We start from the raw sequence: 18,081 nt of genomic DNA, 5'->3' as shown, positions 1-18,081 counted from the left end.
CGCCGCGCTGCGCGCTTCGCTTCGTGAGCAGGAACGGTCGCGTCACGGTGCGCGAGGCGACCATTTCTGCTCACGATCCGTCGGGGTCTCCACCGGCGGACGGGAGGCGCGGCGCGGGTCCGCCACGCGCCTCCCGGCCGTCAGTCCCCCCAGATCTCCCCGACGACGGCGTCGAGCAGGCCGTCTGTCGGGAAGTCGGTCTGGTTGATCGCGATGACGATGTCGTCCCGCTCGAACCGGGTCGTCGTGAGCGTGCCGCCGCCACCGGACAGTCCGGCGCTCTGGCAGAGCCGTCCACCGAGCCGGTCCGTGCACGTGCCGCCGCGGCGCTCGACCATGTCCTCCGACATACCGGGCCCGAAGTCCGCGACGTGGCCGACGGCCAGGGTCAGGTTCGCTTCGACGCCCTCGTTCTGCCAGGTGCAGCTCAGGACCTCGTGTTCGCCACGCAGTCCCTGGATGCGGTCGTTCCCGTCCGGTTCGCGGTCCCCGCCGGGCGCGATGATCATCGACTCGTGCCGCGCTGCCCCGAAGAAGCGGTCGTAGTCGTCGTCGGGCACCAGGAGGTAGCAGTCGCCGGGGAGTCGGACGTCAGACGCGGGCGGCGTCGGCGGGGCCGGGGTCGGGGTCGGGGTGGGCTTCGGGATCGGGGCACCCGTGATCGGGGCGGAGCTCGGCGTCGTCGCGGACGGCGAGGGCTCGGCCTGCTGGGTCTGGGTGGGAGCGGCGACCGGGTCGGTGTTCTGCTGCGAGAGCGTCAGGGCGACCGCGCCCGTCGCGGTGCCGACGGCCAGCAGACCGACGATGCCGAGCGCGATACCGGGTCGGACACGACGACGCTTCGGACGCGGGGTGGCACGTTCGAGGACGTTCTGCTTCATCGAGACGAGCATGCGCTGCAGGTCGTCGCCCTGCGGAGGCTCAGTGTTCATCGTGCATCACCACCTTCTTGAGTCGTCGACGGTTGCGGGACACCCGCTGGGTGACCGCGCCGACCGTGAGTCCGAGGAGTTCGGCGGCCTCGGCGTACGAGTGGCCCTCGAGCAGGCAGAGCTCGCAGATGCGGCGGTCGAGGTCGGGGAGCGCGGCGATCTCGGCCCGGACCCAGCGCAGGGTCTCACGGGCCTCGTCGTGGTCGGCGGGCGAGGCGAGGTGCTCCGGCAGCTCAACCGTGCGGCGCCGGGCCTGCTTGCGCCCGGTGTTGAAGGCGTGGTTGCGGCACACGACGAGCAGCCACGGCAGCACCGTGTCCGCCGGCAGCTCGAGGGTCGCGGCGCGCTGCCAGAGCGTCAGGAATGCGTCCTGCACGATCTCCTCGACGTCGGACCGGTCGTCGACCAGCGCCCACGCGTAGCGGGTGAGGGTGGCGGCGTACCGGTCGAACGCCCGGGCGAGCGCGCCGGTGTCTCCCTGCGCCATTGCACGGACGAGTCCTTCGTCCGTGTCGGTGCCGGTCGTCACGTCCACATCCCACCTCCTTCACCCAGAGGTGTCGGTAGGACCCGCGATCCTGACAGGACCGTTCCGGATTCGTGATCTCGGGCGTGTCCGTCGTCAGGATGCGGTCACCGCTGCCGCGACCGCCAGCCGTCAGCCGTCAGCCGTCAGTGGAAGTCGTCGCCGTCGCCCTCGCCCGGCGTCTTGTGCCCGCCGAGCATGTCGTTGTCGTCCTGCTCGCTCGACGAGGCGAGCTGCAGCATGGCGAGCACGACGACGACCACGATGAACGCGACACCGAGGAAGATCACGGCCAGCTGCAGTTCCCGCGTCGAGAACAGCACGACGAGCCCGGTGAACACCGCGACGATCGCGGAGATCCCGAGGAGCTCGACCGGGCGCAGACGGTCACGACGGCTGGGGGTGGTCATGCGTGTGGTGCTCCGTCCGGGGCGACGGCCGGCGTGGCCGTGCCCCACTTGTGCGAGAGGCCGGCGATCACGTGGAAGACGGCCGTGATGGCGAGGTACGCGCCGAGCAGGCCGACGAGCACGATCGAGGCGTCGAGGGTGCCGGTGACCTGCTCCACGCCACCGAGCTGCTGGGAGTAGTCCGGCGGCGTGAGGAGGAACGCGACCGCGAGCAGCAGCGTGAGGCCGCCGATCGTGGTCCAGTCGCGAGCGAAGGGCGAGCGACGCCGGGCCCGGAGCCCCTGCGACAGCTCGAGGGCTCCGGTCAGCACCGCGAAGGCGACGATGACCGTGATGAAGGCCGGCAGCCCGAACCCGTTGCACGCGAACGCGGCGACCGCGGCCAGCAGGGTGATGACGGCCTGCAGCAGGGTCGTGCGACGCGAACGGCCGTCGAGGGGCAGTCGCGAGAGGCCGGCGAACAGGAGCACGAGGCCCTCGACCAGGGCGAAGCCGCCGAACAGCAGGAGCCCGTACCCCGCGGCGTGGTTGGTCGAGAAGGTGATCACCATCGCGACGACCGCTGCGGGGACCGCCCGGAGGATCGGGATCGGCCAGTACCGCGCGCGCTGGGTCGCGTCTTCCACGGTGGTGGCGTCGTCCACGGTGTCGGACACGAGACCTCTTTCGGGCATGCGGATCGTGGATCCGATCCTACCGCCGGTGGGGTGGACGCCCGACCGGAGCGGACTCGTCCCCTGTGGACGTCCACACCCGTGCGCCGGGACGACACCACCGTCCGGTGCCGTCCCGGCGGTGTCAGGGCTGCTGGGGGCCGTCGGTCGGCGCGTCCCGGCGAGCACGGCGTCGGGCGAGCCACCAGCACCCGGATCCGACGGCGGCGGCCAGGGCGGCGAGCGCGGCGGCGAGGCCGAGCCCTTCGGCGCCGGTGTAGGCCAGGGCCCCGACGGGGGCCGCGGCCCGACGGTCGGTTGCGGGGTCACCGGCTCCGCCGTCGTCGACGCCAGGACCGTCGTCGCCTGCGGAGCCGTCCCCGCCGGCGTCACCGTCGTCCGGCGCCGGCCCCGTCGTCGGCACGGGGTCGCTCGTCGGCACGGGGTCGCTCGTCGGCGCGGGGCTCGGCGCGGGCCCCCCGTCGTCCGGGCCGACGACGATCGCCACGCCGGTCGACGGGTCGCCGCCGTCCGGGTCGGTCGGCGAGGTCGCCGTCGCCACGTTCACCACGTCGGAGCCGTCCCCCTGGTACGCGGGGTCGAGCTCGGCGCGGATCCGGAAGTCCAGGGTTTCCCCGACCTCGAGCGCCACGTCCGAGCTGCACGTCACCCGCTGCCCCTCGGCCGTGCACCCGTCGTCGGAGCCCACGAACCGCATGGCCTGGGGCAGGTCGTCGACCGCCCCGACCTGCTGCGCCACCGACGGCCCCCGGTTCCTCGCCGTCACGAGGTACTCGACCTCGTCACCGGGCCGTACGGTCGACGGCGACACCGACTTGTCCGTCTCGACGTCGGCGGTGATCACCGGTGCCGCCACGGTGGTGGTCGCCCGGGAGGCGTTGTCGGCCTCGTTCGTGTCGGACAACGAGGTCGGCGGGGCGATGGTCGCCGTGCTCTCCAGCGCTCCGGACGTGCCCTCGGCCACCCGGCCCTCGATCGTGACGACGGCAGAACCCCCTCGGGGCAACGACAGGTCGGTCGCGACGTCACCGGTGCCCGACCCGGTGACGCAGGTGGAGCCGTCCGCAGCCGCGCAGGTCCAGGTGACGTCCTCGATGCCGTCGGGGACGTCGACCTGCAGCGGGCTCGGGTCGGCGGCGTTCGGGCCGGGGTTCCGCGCCGTCACGGTGTAGCGGAGCGGTTCGCCCGCCGTCGCGGTCGCGGGCAGGTCGTGCTCGACGGACAGGTCCGCCGGCTTCCAGACCCGGAGCGCGTCGACCTCGTGCTTGTCGACGTGGCTGCCGGTGGCCCCGGCGAACCCGAGGCGCAGCGTGCTCGGCAGCGAGGCCTGGCCGTCGCCGTGCAGCGGGACCGAGTCGAGCACGGTGCGCATGGTCGAGCCGACCTGCAGCCGGACGGTGACCGCGAGCCCGCCGTCGTCGTCGGGCAGCAGGGTGATGCGGACCGTGCGGGGCGTGGAACCGGCCGTCACGGTGCCACCCGGTGCCGCGGCTCCGGCGACGTACCGGTAGCCCTCGGTCCCGTTGCCCGAGCCCCGGACCACCACGTGGTCGGGCTGTGCTCCGGGACCGGACCCGTTGATGCGTGACGAGAAGTTGCCGTAGTGGTCGATCGCGACGGCCGCGAAACCCCCGGGGACCCCCGGCAGGTCGCACGCCCGGCCGCCGCCCTCGGTGGCCTCTTTCCGGCAGGCGTACCCGAGCCCGGCGCCGAAGGACCCGACGCCCTGCGCCGCGGCGCCGTCGGCCAGGTACAGCAGCAGCCCGTCCGCCCCGGGGTCGTCCTTCTCGGTGTGCATCGCGTACGTGAACTCGATCTCGAGACCGGTGTCCGACGGGAACGTGTCGTTCGTCGACCACGCTCCCGCCTGGTTCCGGACGTCGTCGGTGAGCCGCAGTCGGCCGCCCGACACCGTGGCGTCCCCGTGCAGGGCGCCGCCGGACGCACTGGAGAACTGGTTGACGTACGGGAAGTCGAGGGCTGCCGCACTCGACCCGGACGGCAGGACCGCGGGCGCCGCGAGCACACCGATCGCGGTCAGCGTGGCGCAGGCCGCAGCGAGGCGGCGGACGGCCCGCGACCGGAACGACCGCCGGTCGCGGGAAGGAGCTGGGGCCTTGGCTGGAGCTGGTGCTGGTGCAGGTGCAGTGGGATCTGTCATGCCCCGATGCTCGCGACCGGGACGTCACCCCCGGGCGGCGGCGGGACGATCTGTGGAACGCCCCCACGGGCCTCCGGGCTGTGGAGGAAGAACGACGCAAGCGGAACGCTCAGGCCAGCCACACCGTCGTCTCACCAGGCAGCAGCCCCGCCGCGACCTCGTCGAGCGACCCGGACGCGACGACGACCGTCCCGGCAGGCAGCGGCACCGGCGCGGTGCCGAAGTTCGTGACCGACCGCCAGCCGTCGTGCCGGGCGAACGCCACGACCTCCGAGCCGGACTCCAGCCACGTCAGCGCCTCCCCCTGCTGCAGCCGACGCCGTGCGGCCAACGCCCGGCGGTACAGCGACAGGGTCGACCCGGGATCGCCGTCCTCGGCCTCGACCGACGACTCCCCGAAGTCCTGCGGCTGGGGCAGGTGCGGTGCGACGTCCCCGAAGCCGAACGACGGCCCGGAGCGCGTCCACGGGATCGGCACGCGGCAGCCGTCCCGGCCCTTCACGGTGTGCCCGGTGCGGAGCCACTTCGGGTCCTGCAGCAGGTCGCGCGGGATCGCGGCGGCCTCGTGCAGCCCGAGCTCCTCGCCCTGGTAGACGTACGAGGACCCCGGCAGTGCCAGCACCAGCAGCGTCGCCGCGCGTGCCCGACGGAGCCCCCGTGCACGGTCGAGCTCCGGCGTCGTGCCGTCCGTCATGAGCCAGGCGTCGGTGTCGGTGCCGTCCGGCAGGCCGTACCGGGTGGGGTGCCGCACGACGTCGTGGTTCGACAGCACCCAGGTGCTCGAGGCACCCGACTGCTCCGCGGCGGCCAGGTTCCGCTCGATGATCTGACGGAAGGCGTCCGGCTCGAACGGGGCCTCGAGCAGGTCGAAGTTGAAGGCCTGCCCGAGCTCCGTCGGCCGGGCGTACAGGACACGGCGCGGTGCAGGGGCCCAGGCCTCGGCGACCGCGGCACGGGGCGGCTCGTACTCGTCGAGCACCCGACGCCAGGTGGCGAAGATCTCGTGCACCTCGTCGCGGTCGTACAGCGGGTCGGAGCCGTCGAGCGGGAGGTCCTGCTCGTTCGACGGCCGGTACGGGGTCGACAGGTCCTTCGCCAGCCCGTGCGCGACGTCCACCCGGAACCCGTCGACGCCGCGGTCCGACCAGAAGCGCAGCGTGTCCTCGAAGTCGGCGCGGACCTCGGGGTTCGACCAGTCCAGGTCGGGCTGCTCGGGTGCGAACAGGTGCAGGTACCACTGCCCGTCGGGCACCCGGGTCCACGCGCTGCCGCCGAAGTTCGACACCCAGTCGCTGGGCGGCAGTTCCCCGGAGGCACCGGAGCCCTCACGGAACACGTACCGCGCACGCTCGGCCGACCCCGGCGCGGACGCCAGTGCGGCCCGGAACCACTCGTGCTGGTCGGAGGTGTGGTTCGGCACGATGTCGACGATGACCTTCAGGTCGTGCTCGTGGGCGGCCCGGACCAGCGCGTCCAGGTCGTCGAGGGACCCGAGCTTCGGGTCGACGGCACGGTAGTCGGCGACGTCGTAGCCCCCGTCGGCGAGCGGCGACGGGAAGAACGGGGAGAGCCACAGCGCGTCGACGCCGAGCGACGCCAGGTACGGCACCCGGCTCGTGATGCCCGCGACGTCACCGAGTCCGTCGCCGTCGGTGTCGGCGAAGCTGCGCGGGTAGACCTGGTAGACGACGGCATCGCGCCACCAGGTCGGGTCGGTGGTTCGTGGCGTGCTGGCCGGGGTCCGAAGCGTGGTCACGTCGCCACCGTACCCAGGGGGCTGGGAATAGCGCCCCGTACGATCGCATTGGTTGTCGCTGACACCTTTCCGTCCAGCAACAGCATCCCGCAACAGAAGGAGCTCCATGACGAACGTCCTCGTCCTCGTCGGCAGCCTGCGCGCCGACTCCATCAACCGCAAGCTCGCCGAGGCCGCCGCGCACCACGCGCCGGAGGGCATCGAGCTGCACACCTTCGACGGCATCGTCGACCTGCCGTTCTACAACGAGGACATCGACGGCGACACCCCGCCCGCCGCTGCCGTCTCCTTCCGCGACGCCGTCGCCGCCTCGGACGCCGTCCTGCTGATCACCCCCGAGTACAACGGCACCATCCCCGCCGTCCTGAAGAACGCGCTCGACTGGGGTTCGCGTCCGTTCGGCGCCTCACCGCTGTCCGGCAAGCCCCTCGCCGTGATCGGCTCGGCGTTCGGCCAGTACGGCGGCGTCTGGGCGCACGACGACGCCCGCAAGGCGGCCGGCATCGCCGGCGCGAAGGTCCTGGAGGACGTCAAGGTCGCCATCCCGCAGTCGGTCGTCCGCTTCGCGGAGACCCACCCGCGCGAGGACGCCGAGGTCACGACGCTCGTGCAGGGCGCGCTCACCGCGCTCGCCGAGGCCGCAGCCGGCACGGACGAGCAGGCAGCCGCGTAACGCGACCGACAGTCGGACAGGAGGCCCGTGGCGACCCCGCCACGGGCCTCCTGTCCGTCAGGTGGGGACGCGTCGGACGGTGCGAACGCATCGGTCACCGCAGAACCCGGGAGTTCGCTAGACGGCCGAGATACGAGACGGGTTACCCTGAACGCCATGTCCACGCAGGAGATCACCGAGGCGTCCGGGTACTGGTTCCCGGACGACGACGCGACCCAACGCGGGGTCGCCGTGCTGAACGCCCTGCGCCGGTACCGATCCGCGGAGACGGCCATGCGCCGCCGGACCCGTGACTCGATGGGCATGGGCGAGACCGACCTGCTCGCCGTGCGCTTCCTGCTGCAGGCGCAGCGCTCCGGCACGACCGTGAGCCCGAAGGACCTCGCCGCGTACCTCAAGATCTCGTCGGCCTCGACGACCATCCTCATCGACCGCCTGGTCAAGTCGAACCACGTGCGTCGCGACCCGCACCCCACCGACCGCCGGGCCCTCGTCATCACGCCGACGACCGAGACCGACGACGAGGTCCGCGCCACACTCGGCGTGATGCACCGCCGGATGATGTCGATCGCCGAGGGGCTCCCCGCGTCCGAGGCGCGGATCGTCGCCGACTTCCTGGAGCGGATGCGCGACGCGGTCGACCAGGTCGACCCCGCGCCGTCGCACTGAGCAGCACCGCGCCGGACTGCCTCGGGGGACGCTGCCTCCGAGCGCACTGAGAACGTGCACTGCGGCACCGCGTAGACCGGAACGGTCACACCGACGCGAAAGGAGCCACAACCATGCACGCTTCGGACAAGATGGCCAAGAACCTCCAGGCGGTCCTCGTGGACCTCATCGACCTGCACCTGCAGGGCAAGCAGGCCCACTGGAACATCCTGGGCACCAACTTCCGCGACCTCCACCTGCAGCTCGACGAGATCGTCGACGCGGCCCGTGAGTTCGCCGACGACACCGCCGAGCGCATGCGCGCGCTGTACCTCGTGCCGGACGGCCGCTCGGCGACCGTCTCCGCGGGCAGCCACCTCGACGCGTTCCCCTCGGGCGAGATCACCACGCACGACGCCATCGACCAGGTCACGCTCCGGCTGTACCAGGCGACGGGCACCATGCGCGACGTCCACGACGAGGTCGACGACGAGGACCCGACGACCGCGGACCTGCTCCACGGCTTCATCGAGCGCCTCGAGCAGCTCGCGTGGATGGTCTCCGCCGAGAACCGCGCTCCCAGCACCCCGCTGGCCTCCGCCACCACGCCCGCCGTCGCCGACGCGTCGGCACACGCGTAGGGGCCCGGGTGGACCTCGGTATCCAGGGCAAGACCGCACTCGTCTTCGGCGGCGACTCCGGCATCGGCTGGAACACGGCACGCATCCTCCTGGCGGAGGGTGCGACCGTGGTCGTCACCGACATCGATCAGAGCCGTCTGGACACCAGTGCGGACCAGCTCGAGGCGCCGCTCGGCAAGCTGCACGCCTTCGCCGCCGACGTCCGGAGCGCCGAGAGCCTCGCCGGCCTGCACGAGAAGGTGCGTGCAGCGGTCGGCGAGATCGACATCCTGGTGCAGTCCTCGGGTGTCACCGGCGCCCAGGGCATGTTCCACGAGATCGACGAGGCCGGGTGGGCGGAGACGATCGACATCGACCTGATGGGGCCGGTGCGGATCACCCGCGAGTTCATCGGCGACCTGCGACAGGGCGGCTGGGGACGCATCGTCTACCTGGTGTCCGAGGACGCCTCGCAGCCGTACGACGACGAACTGCCCTACTGCGCCGCCAAGGCCGGGGTGCTCTCGTTCGCGAAGGGCCTGTCCCGCTCCTACGCCTCCGAGGGTCTGCTGGTGAACACGGTCTCCCCCGCGTTCATCCACACGCCGATGACCGACGCGATGATGGACAAGCGGGCGAAGCAGCGCGGGACCTCGTTCGACGAGGCCATCGGCAGCTTCCTCGACGAGGAGCGGCCGTACATGGAGCTCAAGCGACGCGGCGAGCCGGAAGAGGTCGCGAACGTCGTGGCCTTCCTGTGCTCGGACCTGGCCAGCTTCGTGAACGGCGCCAACTACCGGGTCGACTCCGGCTCGGTCGCCACGATCTGATCGTGGCACCACAGCACCGCCAGGAGGCGTCATGACCGACTTCCGCTACCTCATCGTCGGCGGCGGGATGGTCGCCGACGCCGCTGCCCGTGGCATCCGCGAGCTCGACACCGACGGGTCGATCGGCATCCTCAGTGAGGACGTCGACCGGCCGTACGCCCGGCCCGCGCTGTCGAAGAAGCTCTGGACCGACCCGGACTTCAGCTGGGACGACAAGGTCGACCTGCACACCGAGGAGACCGGGGCACAGTTCGTCCTGGGCGCCGCGGTGACCGCGATCGACCGTGCCGCGAAGACCGTCACGACGGCCGACGGCGCGACCCACGGCTACGAGCGGCTCCTGCTCGCGACCGGCGGGAAGCCCCGCGGGTTGCCGGGGCTGCCCCCGTCGGCACGCGTGCTCGACTACCGCAGCGCGTCGGACTACCGACGGCTGCGCGAACTCGCGGACGCCGGGGCGCACGTCGCCGTCGTCGGCGGCGGGTACATCGGCCAGGAGATCACGGCGGGCATCGTGCAGAACGGCGCGCGCGTCACACTGGTCGACCCGGACGAGGTCGTCGGCGGCCGGATGTTCCCGGAGGACCTGGCCCGGGCGTTCCAGCAGCGCTTCGTCGACCACGGCGTCGAGCTCCGCACCGGCCGCCGGGTGTCCGAGGGCACCGAGACGGCGGACGGCGTGCGGCTGACGCTCGACGACGGCTCCGTGGTCGAGGCCGACGCGGTCGTCGCCGGGCTCGGCATCGAACCTGCGACGCAGCTCGCCGCCGACGCCGGACTCACCGTCCGCGACGGCATCGTGGTCAGCTCCACCCTGCTCACCGACGACGACTCCGTGTTCGCCGCCGGTGACGTCGCCGAGTACCCGGACCGGATCCTCGGCACCCGCCGGGTGGAGCACGTCGACAACGCCCAGCAGCAGGGTCGGCAGGCAGGCCGCAACCTGGCCGACGCCGACGAGACCTACGACCACACGCCGATGTTCTACTCCGACGTCTTCGACATGGGGTACGAGGCCGTGGGGCAGGTCAGCTCGAAGCTGCGCACGGTCGAGGACTGGCAGGACCCCACCGTGACCGGGGTCGTCTACTACCTGGACGACGACGACACGGTCCGGGGCGTGCTGCTCTGGAACGTGTGGGACAAGACCGACGAGGCCCGCACGGTCCTCGCCGAGGCGAACGCGCTGACGCCCGACATGCTGCCGGGCCGCATCACGCCCTGACCGTTCACCCGTCGCGGTGGTCGCGACCGCCTGGAGGCCCGGTGCCGGTCCGTCGGACCGGCGCCGGGCCTCCAGGCGGTCAGCCGGACACCGTGGCGGACGCTGGTCCGACCGTGCTCGCTGCTCCGGCCGCGCTCGCTACTTCGACTCCGGCGCGACCTCGTCGACGACCGCTCGGCGGTCCGCCGGGTCGACCGGCAGGTCGTCGCCGTCCGCCATCGCGACGGCGTGCGCGGACTTGGCTGCCTCGAGCGTCTCGTCGTCGTTCCGAGCCATCCCGAACAGCTCGATGAACCGCGACTTCACCAGCAGCCAGGCGTCACCGGGGCCGAGCCGGGCCAGGTCCGACGACGTCGAGTCGTCGCGCACCCGCTGCAGCGACGACACGCCCCGGTCGGGGATCCGGCGGTCGACGTGCGCCACCGCGAGCCGCGCGACCGCGTCGGCCTGTGCGTGCATGACCGAGTGCGCGCCGTCGACGACCTCGCGGAGGACCGCGTACGGGAACACCCGCGCCAGCCGACGGACCCAGTCCCGCGGCACCATCGCGTCGTGCTCGCCGCGGACGATCAGGGTGCGGGCCTGCACGTGGGCGGCGCGCTCCTCGATCGGGAACGCGATCATCCGCGGCAGGACCTTCCGGAACCAGTGCCAGCCGCACAGTGCGTACGCCGTGACGGCGTGCCAGCGGACGGCGGACGGCTCGTGCAGCGCCGACCGCAGGAAGCGGAAGGCCGACTGCCGGGCGGTCCGCGCACGGGAGTCGACGACCGGGCTGATGAGCACGAGGTCGGAGATCCCGGGCCTGCGGGCGGCGACCTCGGTCACGACCTGGGTCCCCATCGAGTGCCCGACCAGGACGGGGTCCTCGAGCCCGAGGTCGTCGACGACCCGCTCGACCGCGTCGGCGTAGCGCTCGATCGTGACCTTCCCGCGGAACCGCGGGACGCCGGCGAACCCCGGCAGGTCGAGCGCGTGCACCGGGCCGTTCTCGTTGAGGTGCGGGGCGAGCCGCTCGTAGTAGGTCGACGCGATGCCGAGCCCCGCGACGAGCACGAAGGCCCGTGCGCCGGGCGCACCGATCGAGCTCACCCGGACGTAGGTGCCGTCGACGGCGACCCGGTCGACCTGCACCGTGACGTCGGCGTCCTCGGCCTGGGCGAGCTCGCCGGCCGGGTCCGGCCGGGGTGCCTGGCGTTCGTCGTCCACGTGGGTCTCCTCCGGTCGGGCGGTCGCCCAGGATACCCGGCCGCCGTCCTCCCGGGCGGTGACGACGTGCTCAGCCGCTGAAGGTGTTCGCGGGGAACCCGTGCACCGTCGTCGGGACCGCGAAGACCGCACCGGACCGCGGTGCCTGCTCCAGGTCCTGCTCGGTGAGGTTCTCGCGGGCCGTCCCGACGAAGAGCGTCGACATGTCCGGCCCGCCGAACGCCACCGACGTCGGGTTGGCGACGGGGAGCTCGACCGTCTCCAGGTGGGAGCCGTCGGGCCCGTAGCGCTCGACGCGGGAGCCGCCGTAGACCGCGCTCCAGAAGCAGCCCTCGTCGTCGCGGACCAGGCCGTCGTGCGGCTGGCCGACGATGAACGGCTCGAGTTCGCCGAGCTCGCCGTCCGGGCCGTACGACCCGCGGAAGACCGTCGAGGCACTGGTGTCGGTGACGTACATCGTGCTGCCGTCCTCCGACCACTCCATGCCGTTCGTCACGCCGAAGCCGCCGCGGAGCACCCGGGTGGTGCCGTCGGCCTCGATCGAGTAGAGCGCGGCGTCGGGTTCGCCGGTCGTCACGTTCATGCTGCCGACCAGGAACCGGCCGAACGGGTCGCACTTGCCCTCGTTGAACCGGTTGCCCGAGGTGCTGTGGGTGACGCGGGCGATCTCGCGCTCCACGGAACCCTGCTCGTCCGTCACCACGACGGTGTCGCCGAGGGCCGCGACGAACCCGCCGGAGGCCCGGGGCTGGAAGCTCGCCAGCGGGGGCGGTAGCGGCACGCTCGAGCGCACGGTGCCGTCGGCCTCGGCGGTGTTGAGGGTGCCGAGGGTGATGTCCGCCCACCGGAGCAGCTGTGCCGACGGGTCCCAGACGATGCTCTCGGCGAGGACCGCTCGGGCGTCGGCGAAGACGGTCGCGGGGCCGGTCGTGGCGTTGGTGCTCATCGACCCCGTCTACCGCGGGAGCGGTCCGTGCTCGCTCAGGCGTGGCGGCGCGGCGGCGGCGCGCGGCGCGAGGGTCCGCGCCGGTCCCGCCGGTCCCGCCGTCTCGCCGGGCGGGTCAGAGGCGGGCGAACCGCGCGCGGAAGAAGCTGTAGACGCCGAAGGCCAGGAACCCGATGCCGATCGCGACGAGGACGAACACCCCACCGGGCATGCTCCGCACGGCGTCGAACGCGGCGTCGAGGCCGGTGGCCTGGTCGGGGTCGCTCTGCAGCCCCGCGACGGCGATGAGCACGCCCACGATGACCACGGCGATCCCCTTGCCGACGTACCCGACGACGCCGAGCACGGTGACCACACGGTCGAGCTGACCCGACGGTCGTGTGATCTGCTTGTGGAACGACCGGCGGCAGCCGATCACCACGAGGCCGATGCCGACCGCGACGGCGATCGCCCCGGCGAGGAGCAGCACGAACACCCCGCCGGGCGTCGCCAGGGTCTTCGCCGCGGCACTCTGCGACGAGCTGCTCGAGCTCGACCCGGCACCGAGCGCGTACGAGGCGGCCGAGTACGCGATCACGCCGTAGACCACGGCCTTCGCGACGTCCTTCAGCCGGGCGAGCCACCCCCGGGTGGTGTCGGAACGGCCGCCGACGATCGCCTCGACGATCAGGCGCACGGTGAGTGCGGCCGTGCCGACGGCGATCAGCCAGAGCAGGAACACCCCGCCGGGGACCGCGGCGATCTGCTGCAACGCACCGGACTGGTCCGTCTCGCCGCCGGAGGACGCGTTGCCGATCCCGAGCAGGATCGCCAGGTACCCGATCAGCAGGTGGACGATGCCGCTGCCGACGAACCCGGCGCGCGCCGTGACCTCGAACCACCGGCTGTCGGCTGCTCGCCGGACCTGTCGTCCGGTCTCCCGTGCTGCGTGCTCCGCCGTGTCGCTCATCTCGTCAAGCGTGCCCGACGTGAGCCGTCCTGTCCGGGCCGCGCCGGGCCGTGGTGCCGCCCCGCACCGGACGGGAGGCCCGTGGCGCGCGGCCACGGGCCTCCCCTTCGTCGGTGGACGCGTCTCAGTCGCCCTTCACGTTGACGACCTGCCGCAGCGTGTGCCGGATGGACACCAGGTCCGACGCATCGGCCATCACCTGGTCGATCGGCTTGTACGCCGCCGGGATCTCGTCGAGGAACGCGTCGGTGTCGCGGTACTCGATGCCGGCCATCGCCTCGCGCAGCTGCTCGTGGGTGAAGGTCCGCCGGGCAGCGCTCCGCGAGAACAGCCGGCCGGCACCGTGCGGGGACGACTCGAGCGAGGGCTTGTTGCCGAGTCCCTCGACCACGTACGAGGCCGTGCCCATCGACCCCGGGATCAGCCCGGGCTGCCCGGCCTTCGCCTGGATCGCCCCCTTGCGCGAGACCCACACGGACTTGCCCCAGTGCGTCTCACGCTGCGTGAAGTTGTGGTGGCAGTTGATCCGCTCCTGCTCGTCGACGGGCGTGCCCACGGCCTCGGACAGCTGCCGGACGACGCGGTCCATCATCTCCTCGCGGTTGAGCAGGGCGAAGTGCTGGGCCCAGCGCAGCTCGGCGACGTACCGGTCGAACTCCGGCGTGCCCTCGACCAGGTAGGCCAGGTCGGGGTCGGCCAACTCGATCCACCAGCGCTCCATCATCCGCTTGGCGACCGTGATGTGGCGCTGCGCGATCTTGTTGCCGACGCCTCGCGACCCGGAGTGCAGGAAGAGCCAGACCCGGTCCTGCTCGTCGAGGGAGACCTCGATGAAGTGGTTGCCGGAACCGAGCGTGCCGAGCTGGTTGCGCCAGCCGCCGTGCACACCGTCCGGGTCGAACCCGGCGGTCTCGGCCATCGCCTCGAGCTCCGCGATGCGCGGCGCAGCGGTCGCGACGATCTTCCGGTTCGACGCTCCGGCCGACAGCGGGATCGCGCGCTCGATCTGCTCGCGCAGCCCCTGCAGGTCGCCGGGCAGGTCCGCGGCGGTGAACTGCGTCCGGACCGCGATCATGCCGCAGCCGATGTCCACGCCGACGGCCGCCGGCATGATCGCGCCGAGGGTCGGGATGACGGATCCGACGGTGGCCCCGAGGCCGAGGTGCGCGTCGGGCATGAGGGCCAGGTGCGGGAACACGAACGGCATGCGCGCGGTCGTGCGGGCCTGCTGCTCGGTGTTGTCCTCGAGCATCGAGGCCCAGCTGAGCAATCGGTCGTTGATCTTCTTCATGGAGTCGTCTCGCTTTCGTGACGGTCGAGGTGACGGTCCGAGACGGTCGTACGCCGGGCCTCCTGGTCGTCGCCGGTCGTGGCGGACGGAAGGAGGCGGAGATGACGAACGCCCCGGGCCGGGTGGGCACGGGGCGTCGTGGGACGTCGCGTGCCTACGCGGGATAGCTGGAGGACCACTGCTGCTCGGACAGCACGGCGGTCGCGGCGAGCTGGAGCTCGACGCGTTCCTCGTTGTGCTGCACGGCGCGCATGCGCGGTCCTTCCGGTGTGCCCGGGACGGGCGGTCTGCCGATCGGCAGGAGGACGACGCTAGTGCGACACGCCCGGGATGCGCAAGTCGCGCGGGCGTGTCGGCCTGGAGGCCCGGGGTGCGTCCGCCACGAGGGGTACGTCCGCCTGATGGTCGCCGCCGGGGCCGGGGCAGGCTGGACGCATGACCGAGCGCACGCGAGACACCCCCGACGCGACCGAGAACGAGGAACGGACCAACGGGTACGTCCCGCTCCGTTCGTACGGCGCGATCGGCGACGGGCGGACGGTCGCCCTCATCGCGCTCGACGGCCGGATCGACTGGCTGCCGATCCCGTCGATGGACTCACCGCCGGTGTTCGCGAGCATCCTCGACGCGGAGCACGGCGGGCACGTCGCGCTGCGGCCGGTGGACGACCAGGCGCAGGCGTCCCGCGCCTACCTGCCGGGCACGAACGTGCTCGTGACGACCTGGACGACCCCGTCCGGCACCGCCACCGTGACCGACGCCATGGTCACCGGTGTGGCCGGACGCCTGCCGTGGGCCGAGATCGGCCGCTGCGTGCAGGGGGTCGACGGTTCGGTCGAGATGGAGTGGGCGGTCGTGCCCGGCACGATCCTGAACACCGCGGAACCGCGCCGACTCGACACCGCGAACGGCACGGTGATCGGCGTCGACGGCGTGACCATCGCGATCGTCGAGCAGGGCTTCGAACCGGTGCACGACGACGGGGCCCGGTTCTCGGGGCGGTTCTCGACGACCGAGGGCTCGAAGTCGATCCTGACCATCGTCGGCACGTACGACGAACCGATCTTCCTGCCCGAGCCGGAGCGGACCCTCGAAGGGGTCGACCGCACGATCGAGAACTGGTCGACCTGGTCGAAGGAGTTCAGCTACGACGGCCCGTGGTCGGACGCCGTCCAGCGCAGCGCCCTCGCCCTGAAGCTCCTGATCTTCGCCCCCACCGGCGCCATCGCCGCGGCGCCGACGACGAGCCTGCCCGAGGACCGCACCGGTGGGAAGAACTGGGACTACCGGTTCGCCTGGGTGCGCGACCTGGCGTACACGGTGCACGCACTCACCCGTTTCGGCCTGCGCGAGGAGACCCACGCCGCCGTGTCGTGGGTGATGCGCACGATCGCCGAGCACGACGAGACGATGCCGATCTTCTACGGACTCGACGGGACCAAGAGCGACGCCGTCGAGGAGCGCGACGTCCCGGGCTGGAACGGCATCGGACCGGTCACGATCGGCAACCGAGCCGGCGACCAGCTGCAGCTCGGGGTCTGGGGCGACGTGTTCGAGATCATGCGGCAGTACGTCCGGGCCGGCAACGTGCTCGACCGCAAGACGGCTTCGGTGCTGCAGGGGCTGGCCGACGACGCGTGCCACCGGTGGCCGGAAGCAGACTCGGGCATGTGGGAGCTGCAGGAGGCGCAGCACTACACGACGAGCAAGATCGGCTGCTGGCAGGCGCTCGACGCCGCCGTCGAACTGCACGACGCGGGGATGATCGACGGACCGTGCGAGAAGTGGATCGAGAACCGTGAGCTCATCGAGGACTGGGTCGCCGAGCACGGGTGGAACGAGGAACTCGGCCACTACGTCATGTACCCGGGCACCGATGCCCTCGACTGCTCGATCCTGCTGCACGCGATGTCGGCGTTCGACCGCGGGCCGCGGATGGAGTCCACGATCCGGGCCATCGAGGAGCAGCTGCAGCACGGGCCGCTCGTCTACCGGTACTCCGGCATGGAGGACGAGGAGTCGCCGTTCGTGGCGTGCTCGTTCTGGCTCGCGGCCGCGCTCGCGTGTGTCGGACGCATCGACGACGCGAAGCAGCTGATGGACGACATGGTCGCGCAGGCGAACGACGTCGGCCTGTTCAGCGAGATGCTCAGTGCCGTCGACGGGGACTTCATGGGCAACATCCCGCAGGGGCTGTCGCACCTGGCGCTCATCCAGGCCGCGCTGACCATCGAAGAGGTCGCGTCGGAGTCCTGACCGGGCTGGACGACCCGTCGGGGGTGCGGGGCATCATGGTCTGACGATGAACGACGTCGATGCACGGATGGACCGGCTCCGCAGGGCCGCCCGCTACCGCTACCAGCAACTCGTCGACCAGGAGATCGAGCGGGGGTCGCTCGATCCGGACGAGGTGCGGTCGGAACGTGAGGAACGTCGGCTGCTCAAGGCCGCCGACGTCGCCGCCCACGCCCGGGCCCAGATCGAGGAGGCCGAGCGCCGGGGGGTCTTCGAGGGCAACCCCTACCACGGCAAGCCGCTGCCGGGCCTCGACGGGCAGCACGATCCGGACTGGTGGATCAAGTCGAAGATCGAGCGTGAGGACATCCGGGGCATCGCGCCGCCGGCCCTGGCGCTCCGCACCGAGGACGCCGAACTCGACGACGCTCTCGACGCGCTGTCACTGGAGTCCGACGTCCGAGACGTCCTGGTGGACTTCAACGCGCGGGTGAAGGAGGCCCGGCGGCAGCTGCTCGGCGGCCCGCCGGTCGTGACGCCGATGCGCGACGTCGAGGCCGAAGTGCTCGCCTGGCGGGAGCGCCGCGAGGTGCGCATGGCTTCGGCCGCGCGGGCTGCGGAGCATGCGCGGCTCGAGCCGAAGCCGCGCCGGTGGTGGCGGCGCGGCTGAGCGGTGGCGCGGTGGCGCGGTGCGGTCCGGTCGGAGCTCGCGCTGAACGACGGTTCACGCGAACGCGACCGCGTGAGGTGTCGCCCAGCCCGTGACGACGGCGGCCGCCGGCCCGACGTCCGCACACGACGCTCGTTCTTTCCCATCACGCGCGCGTTGGTTCGCAAGAACGGGCGTACCTGGTCGAAAGAACCCACCAGGTACGCGCGGTCTCACCAGGTACGCCCGGTTCCGCTCGACGCTTGACGCACAACGCAGGTCAGCCCGGACCGCGCTGCTGCGTGGTCCGGGCCGATGGTGGTGGTGCGGGGTGTTACTTGATCTGG

17 protein-coding genes are annotated in these 18,081 nt (G+C 72.1%); 7 read left to right on the top strand and 10 right to left on the bottom strand.

What is annotated here, in order from left to right:
- Nucleotides 1-140 precede the first annotated feature (140 nt).
- The 6 genes from Q9R26_RS11560 to Q9R26_RS11535 form a co-directional block, all read right to left on the bottom strand.
- On the bottom strand, nucleotides 141-932 hold the full coding sequence (locus Q9R26_RS11560) for a hypothetical protein (RefSeq protein WP_182066228.1): 792 nt from the start codon (nucleotides 930-932) through the stop codon (nucleotides 141-143).
- Nucleotides 922-1,461, bottom strand: coding sequence for an RNA polymerase sigma factor (locus tag Q9R26_RS11555; protein ID WP_182066229.1), 540 nt, complete (start codon nucleotides 1,459-1,461; stop codon nucleotides 922-924). Before Q9R26_RS11555 ends, Q9R26_RS11560 begins: the two co-directional genes overlap by 11 nt.
- A gap of 143 nt (nucleotides 1,462-1,604) precedes the next feature.
- Nucleotides 1,605-1,868, bottom strand: coding sequence for a hypothetical protein (locus Q9R26_RS11550; RefSeq protein ID WP_027464979.1), 264 nt, complete (start codon nucleotides 1,866-1,868; stop codon nucleotides 1,605-1,607).
- A complete protein-coding gene (locus Q9R26_RS11545; protein ID WP_259362870.1) occupies nucleotides 1,865-2,524 on the bottom strand; it encodes a DUF308 domain-containing protein in 660 nt (219 codons plus the stop codon). The genes Q9R26_RS11550 and Q9R26_RS11545 overlap by 4 nt, the downstream gene beginning before the upstream one ends.
- A 142-nt stretch (nucleotides 2,525-2,666) precedes the next feature.
- Nucleotides 2,667-4,703, bottom strand: a complete 2,037-nt coding sequence (locus tag Q9R26_RS11540; protein ID WP_311227356.1) for a lectin-like domain-containing protein — start codon at nucleotides 4,701-4,703, stop codon at nucleotides 2,667-2,669.
- Nucleotides 4,704-4,812: 109 nt separating this feature from the next.
- Nucleotides 4,813-6,459, bottom strand: a complete 1,647-nt coding sequence (locus tag Q9R26_RS11535; RefSeq protein ID WP_311227355.1) for a glycoside hydrolase family 13 protein — start codon at nucleotides 6,457-6,459, stop codon at nucleotides 4,813-4,815.
- A gap of 106 nt (nucleotides 6,460-6,565) precedes the next feature.
- Here Q9R26_RS11535 and Q9R26_RS11530 point away from each other — a divergent pair, with 106 nt between their 5' ends.
- The 5 genes from Q9R26_RS11530 (at nucleotide 6,566) to Q9R26_RS11510 (ending at nucleotide 10,455) form a co-directional block, all read left to right on the top strand.
- Entirely contained in the window at nucleotides 6,566-7,132 is a 567-nt protein-coding gene (locus Q9R26_RS11530; RefSeq protein ID WP_182066233.1) for an NADPH-dependent FMN reductase, read from the top strand.
- Between the two features lie 156 nt (nucleotides 7,133-7,288).
- Nucleotides 7,289-7,801, top strand: coding sequence for a MarR family winged helix-turn-helix transcriptional regulator (locus tag Q9R26_RS11525; RefSeq protein WP_182066234.1), 513 nt, complete (start codon nucleotides 7,289-7,291; stop codon nucleotides 7,799-7,801).
- Nucleotides 7,802-7,914: 113 nt separating this feature from the next.
- Nucleotides 7,915-8,421, top strand: coding sequence for a Dps family protein (locus tag Q9R26_RS11520; RefSeq protein WP_071404882.1), 507 nt, complete (start codon nucleotides 7,915-7,917; stop codon nucleotides 8,419-8,421).
- Nucleotides 8,422-8,429: 8 nt separating this feature from the next.
- Nucleotides 8,430-9,230, top strand: a complete 801-nt coding sequence (locus tag Q9R26_RS11515) for an SDR family NAD(P)-dependent oxidoreductase (protein ID WP_182066235.1) — start codon at nucleotides 8,430-8,432, stop codon at nucleotides 9,228-9,230.
- A gap of 31 nt (nucleotides 9,231-9,261) precedes the next feature.
- On the top strand, nucleotides 9,262-10,455 hold the full coding sequence (locus tag Q9R26_RS11510) for an FAD/NAD(P)-binding oxidoreductase (protein ID WP_311227354.1): 1,194 nt from the start codon (nucleotides 9,262-9,264) through the stop codon (nucleotides 10,453-10,455).
- Between the two features lie 138 nt (nucleotides 10,456-10,593).
- Here Q9R26_RS11510 and Q9R26_RS11505 read toward each other — a convergent pair whose 3' ends face one another.
- The 4 genes from Q9R26_RS11505 to Q9R26_RS11490 all read right to left on the bottom strand — a co-directional run bounded on the left by Q9R26_RS11505 (nucleotide 10,594) and on the right by Q9R26_RS11490 (nucleotide 14,850).
- A complete protein-coding gene (locus tag Q9R26_RS11505; protein ID WP_311227353.1) occupies nucleotides 10,594-11,664 on the bottom strand; it encodes an alpha/beta fold hydrolase in 1,071 nt (356 codons plus the stop codon).
- Between the two features lie 70 nt (nucleotides 11,665-11,734).
- Entirely contained in the window at nucleotides 11,735-12,610 is an 876-nt protein-coding gene (locus Q9R26_RS11500) for an SMP-30/gluconolactonase/LRE family protein (RefSeq protein WP_311227352.1), read from the bottom strand.
- Nucleotides 12,611-12,725: 115 nt separating this feature from the next.
- Nucleotides 12,726-13,559 (bottom strand): DUF1206 domain-containing protein, encoded by an 834-nt coding sequence (locus Q9R26_RS11495; RefSeq protein ID WP_311227351.1) that lies wholly within the window; start codon nucleotides 13,557-13,559, stop codon nucleotides 12,726-12,728.
- Nucleotides 13,560-13,683: 124 nt separating this feature from the next.
- Nucleotides 13,684-14,850 carry an RtcB family protein gene (locus Q9R26_RS11490; RefSeq protein WP_311227350.1) on the bottom strand — a complete coding sequence of 389 codons (1,167 nt, stop codon included), beginning with the start codon at nucleotides 14,848-14,850 and terminating at the stop codon, nucleotides 13,684-13,686.
- Nucleotides 14,851-15,285: 435 nt separating this feature from the next.
- Here Q9R26_RS11490 and Q9R26_RS11485 point away from each other — a divergent pair, with 435 nt between their 5' ends.
- Together Q9R26_RS11485 and Q9R26_RS11480 are read left to right on the top strand one after the other, a co-directional pair.
- A complete protein-coding gene (locus Q9R26_RS11485) occupies nucleotides 15,286-17,106 on the top strand; it encodes a glycoside hydrolase family 15 protein (RefSeq protein WP_311227349.1) in 1,821 nt (606 codons plus the stop codon).
- A 46-nt stretch (nucleotides 17,107-17,152) separates the two neighbouring features.
- Nucleotides 17,153-17,755 carry a DUF1992 domain-containing protein gene (locus tag Q9R26_RS11480; RefSeq protein WP_311227348.1) on the top strand — a complete coding sequence of 201 codons (603 nt, stop codon included), beginning with the start codon at nucleotides 17,153-17,155 and terminating at the stop codon, nucleotides 17,753-17,755.
- The last annotated feature ends 326 nt before the right edge of the window (nucleotides 17,756-18,081 follow it).

This window comes from Curtobacterium sp. BRB10 (genome assembly GCF_031844325.1).
GTDB lineage: Bacteria > Actinomycetota > Actinomycetes > Actinomycetales > Microbacteriaceae > Curtobacterium > Curtobacterium poinsettiae_A.
Note: the sequence above shows the minus strand (reverse complement) of the source record. Positions and strands in the feature narration are given on the sequence as shown.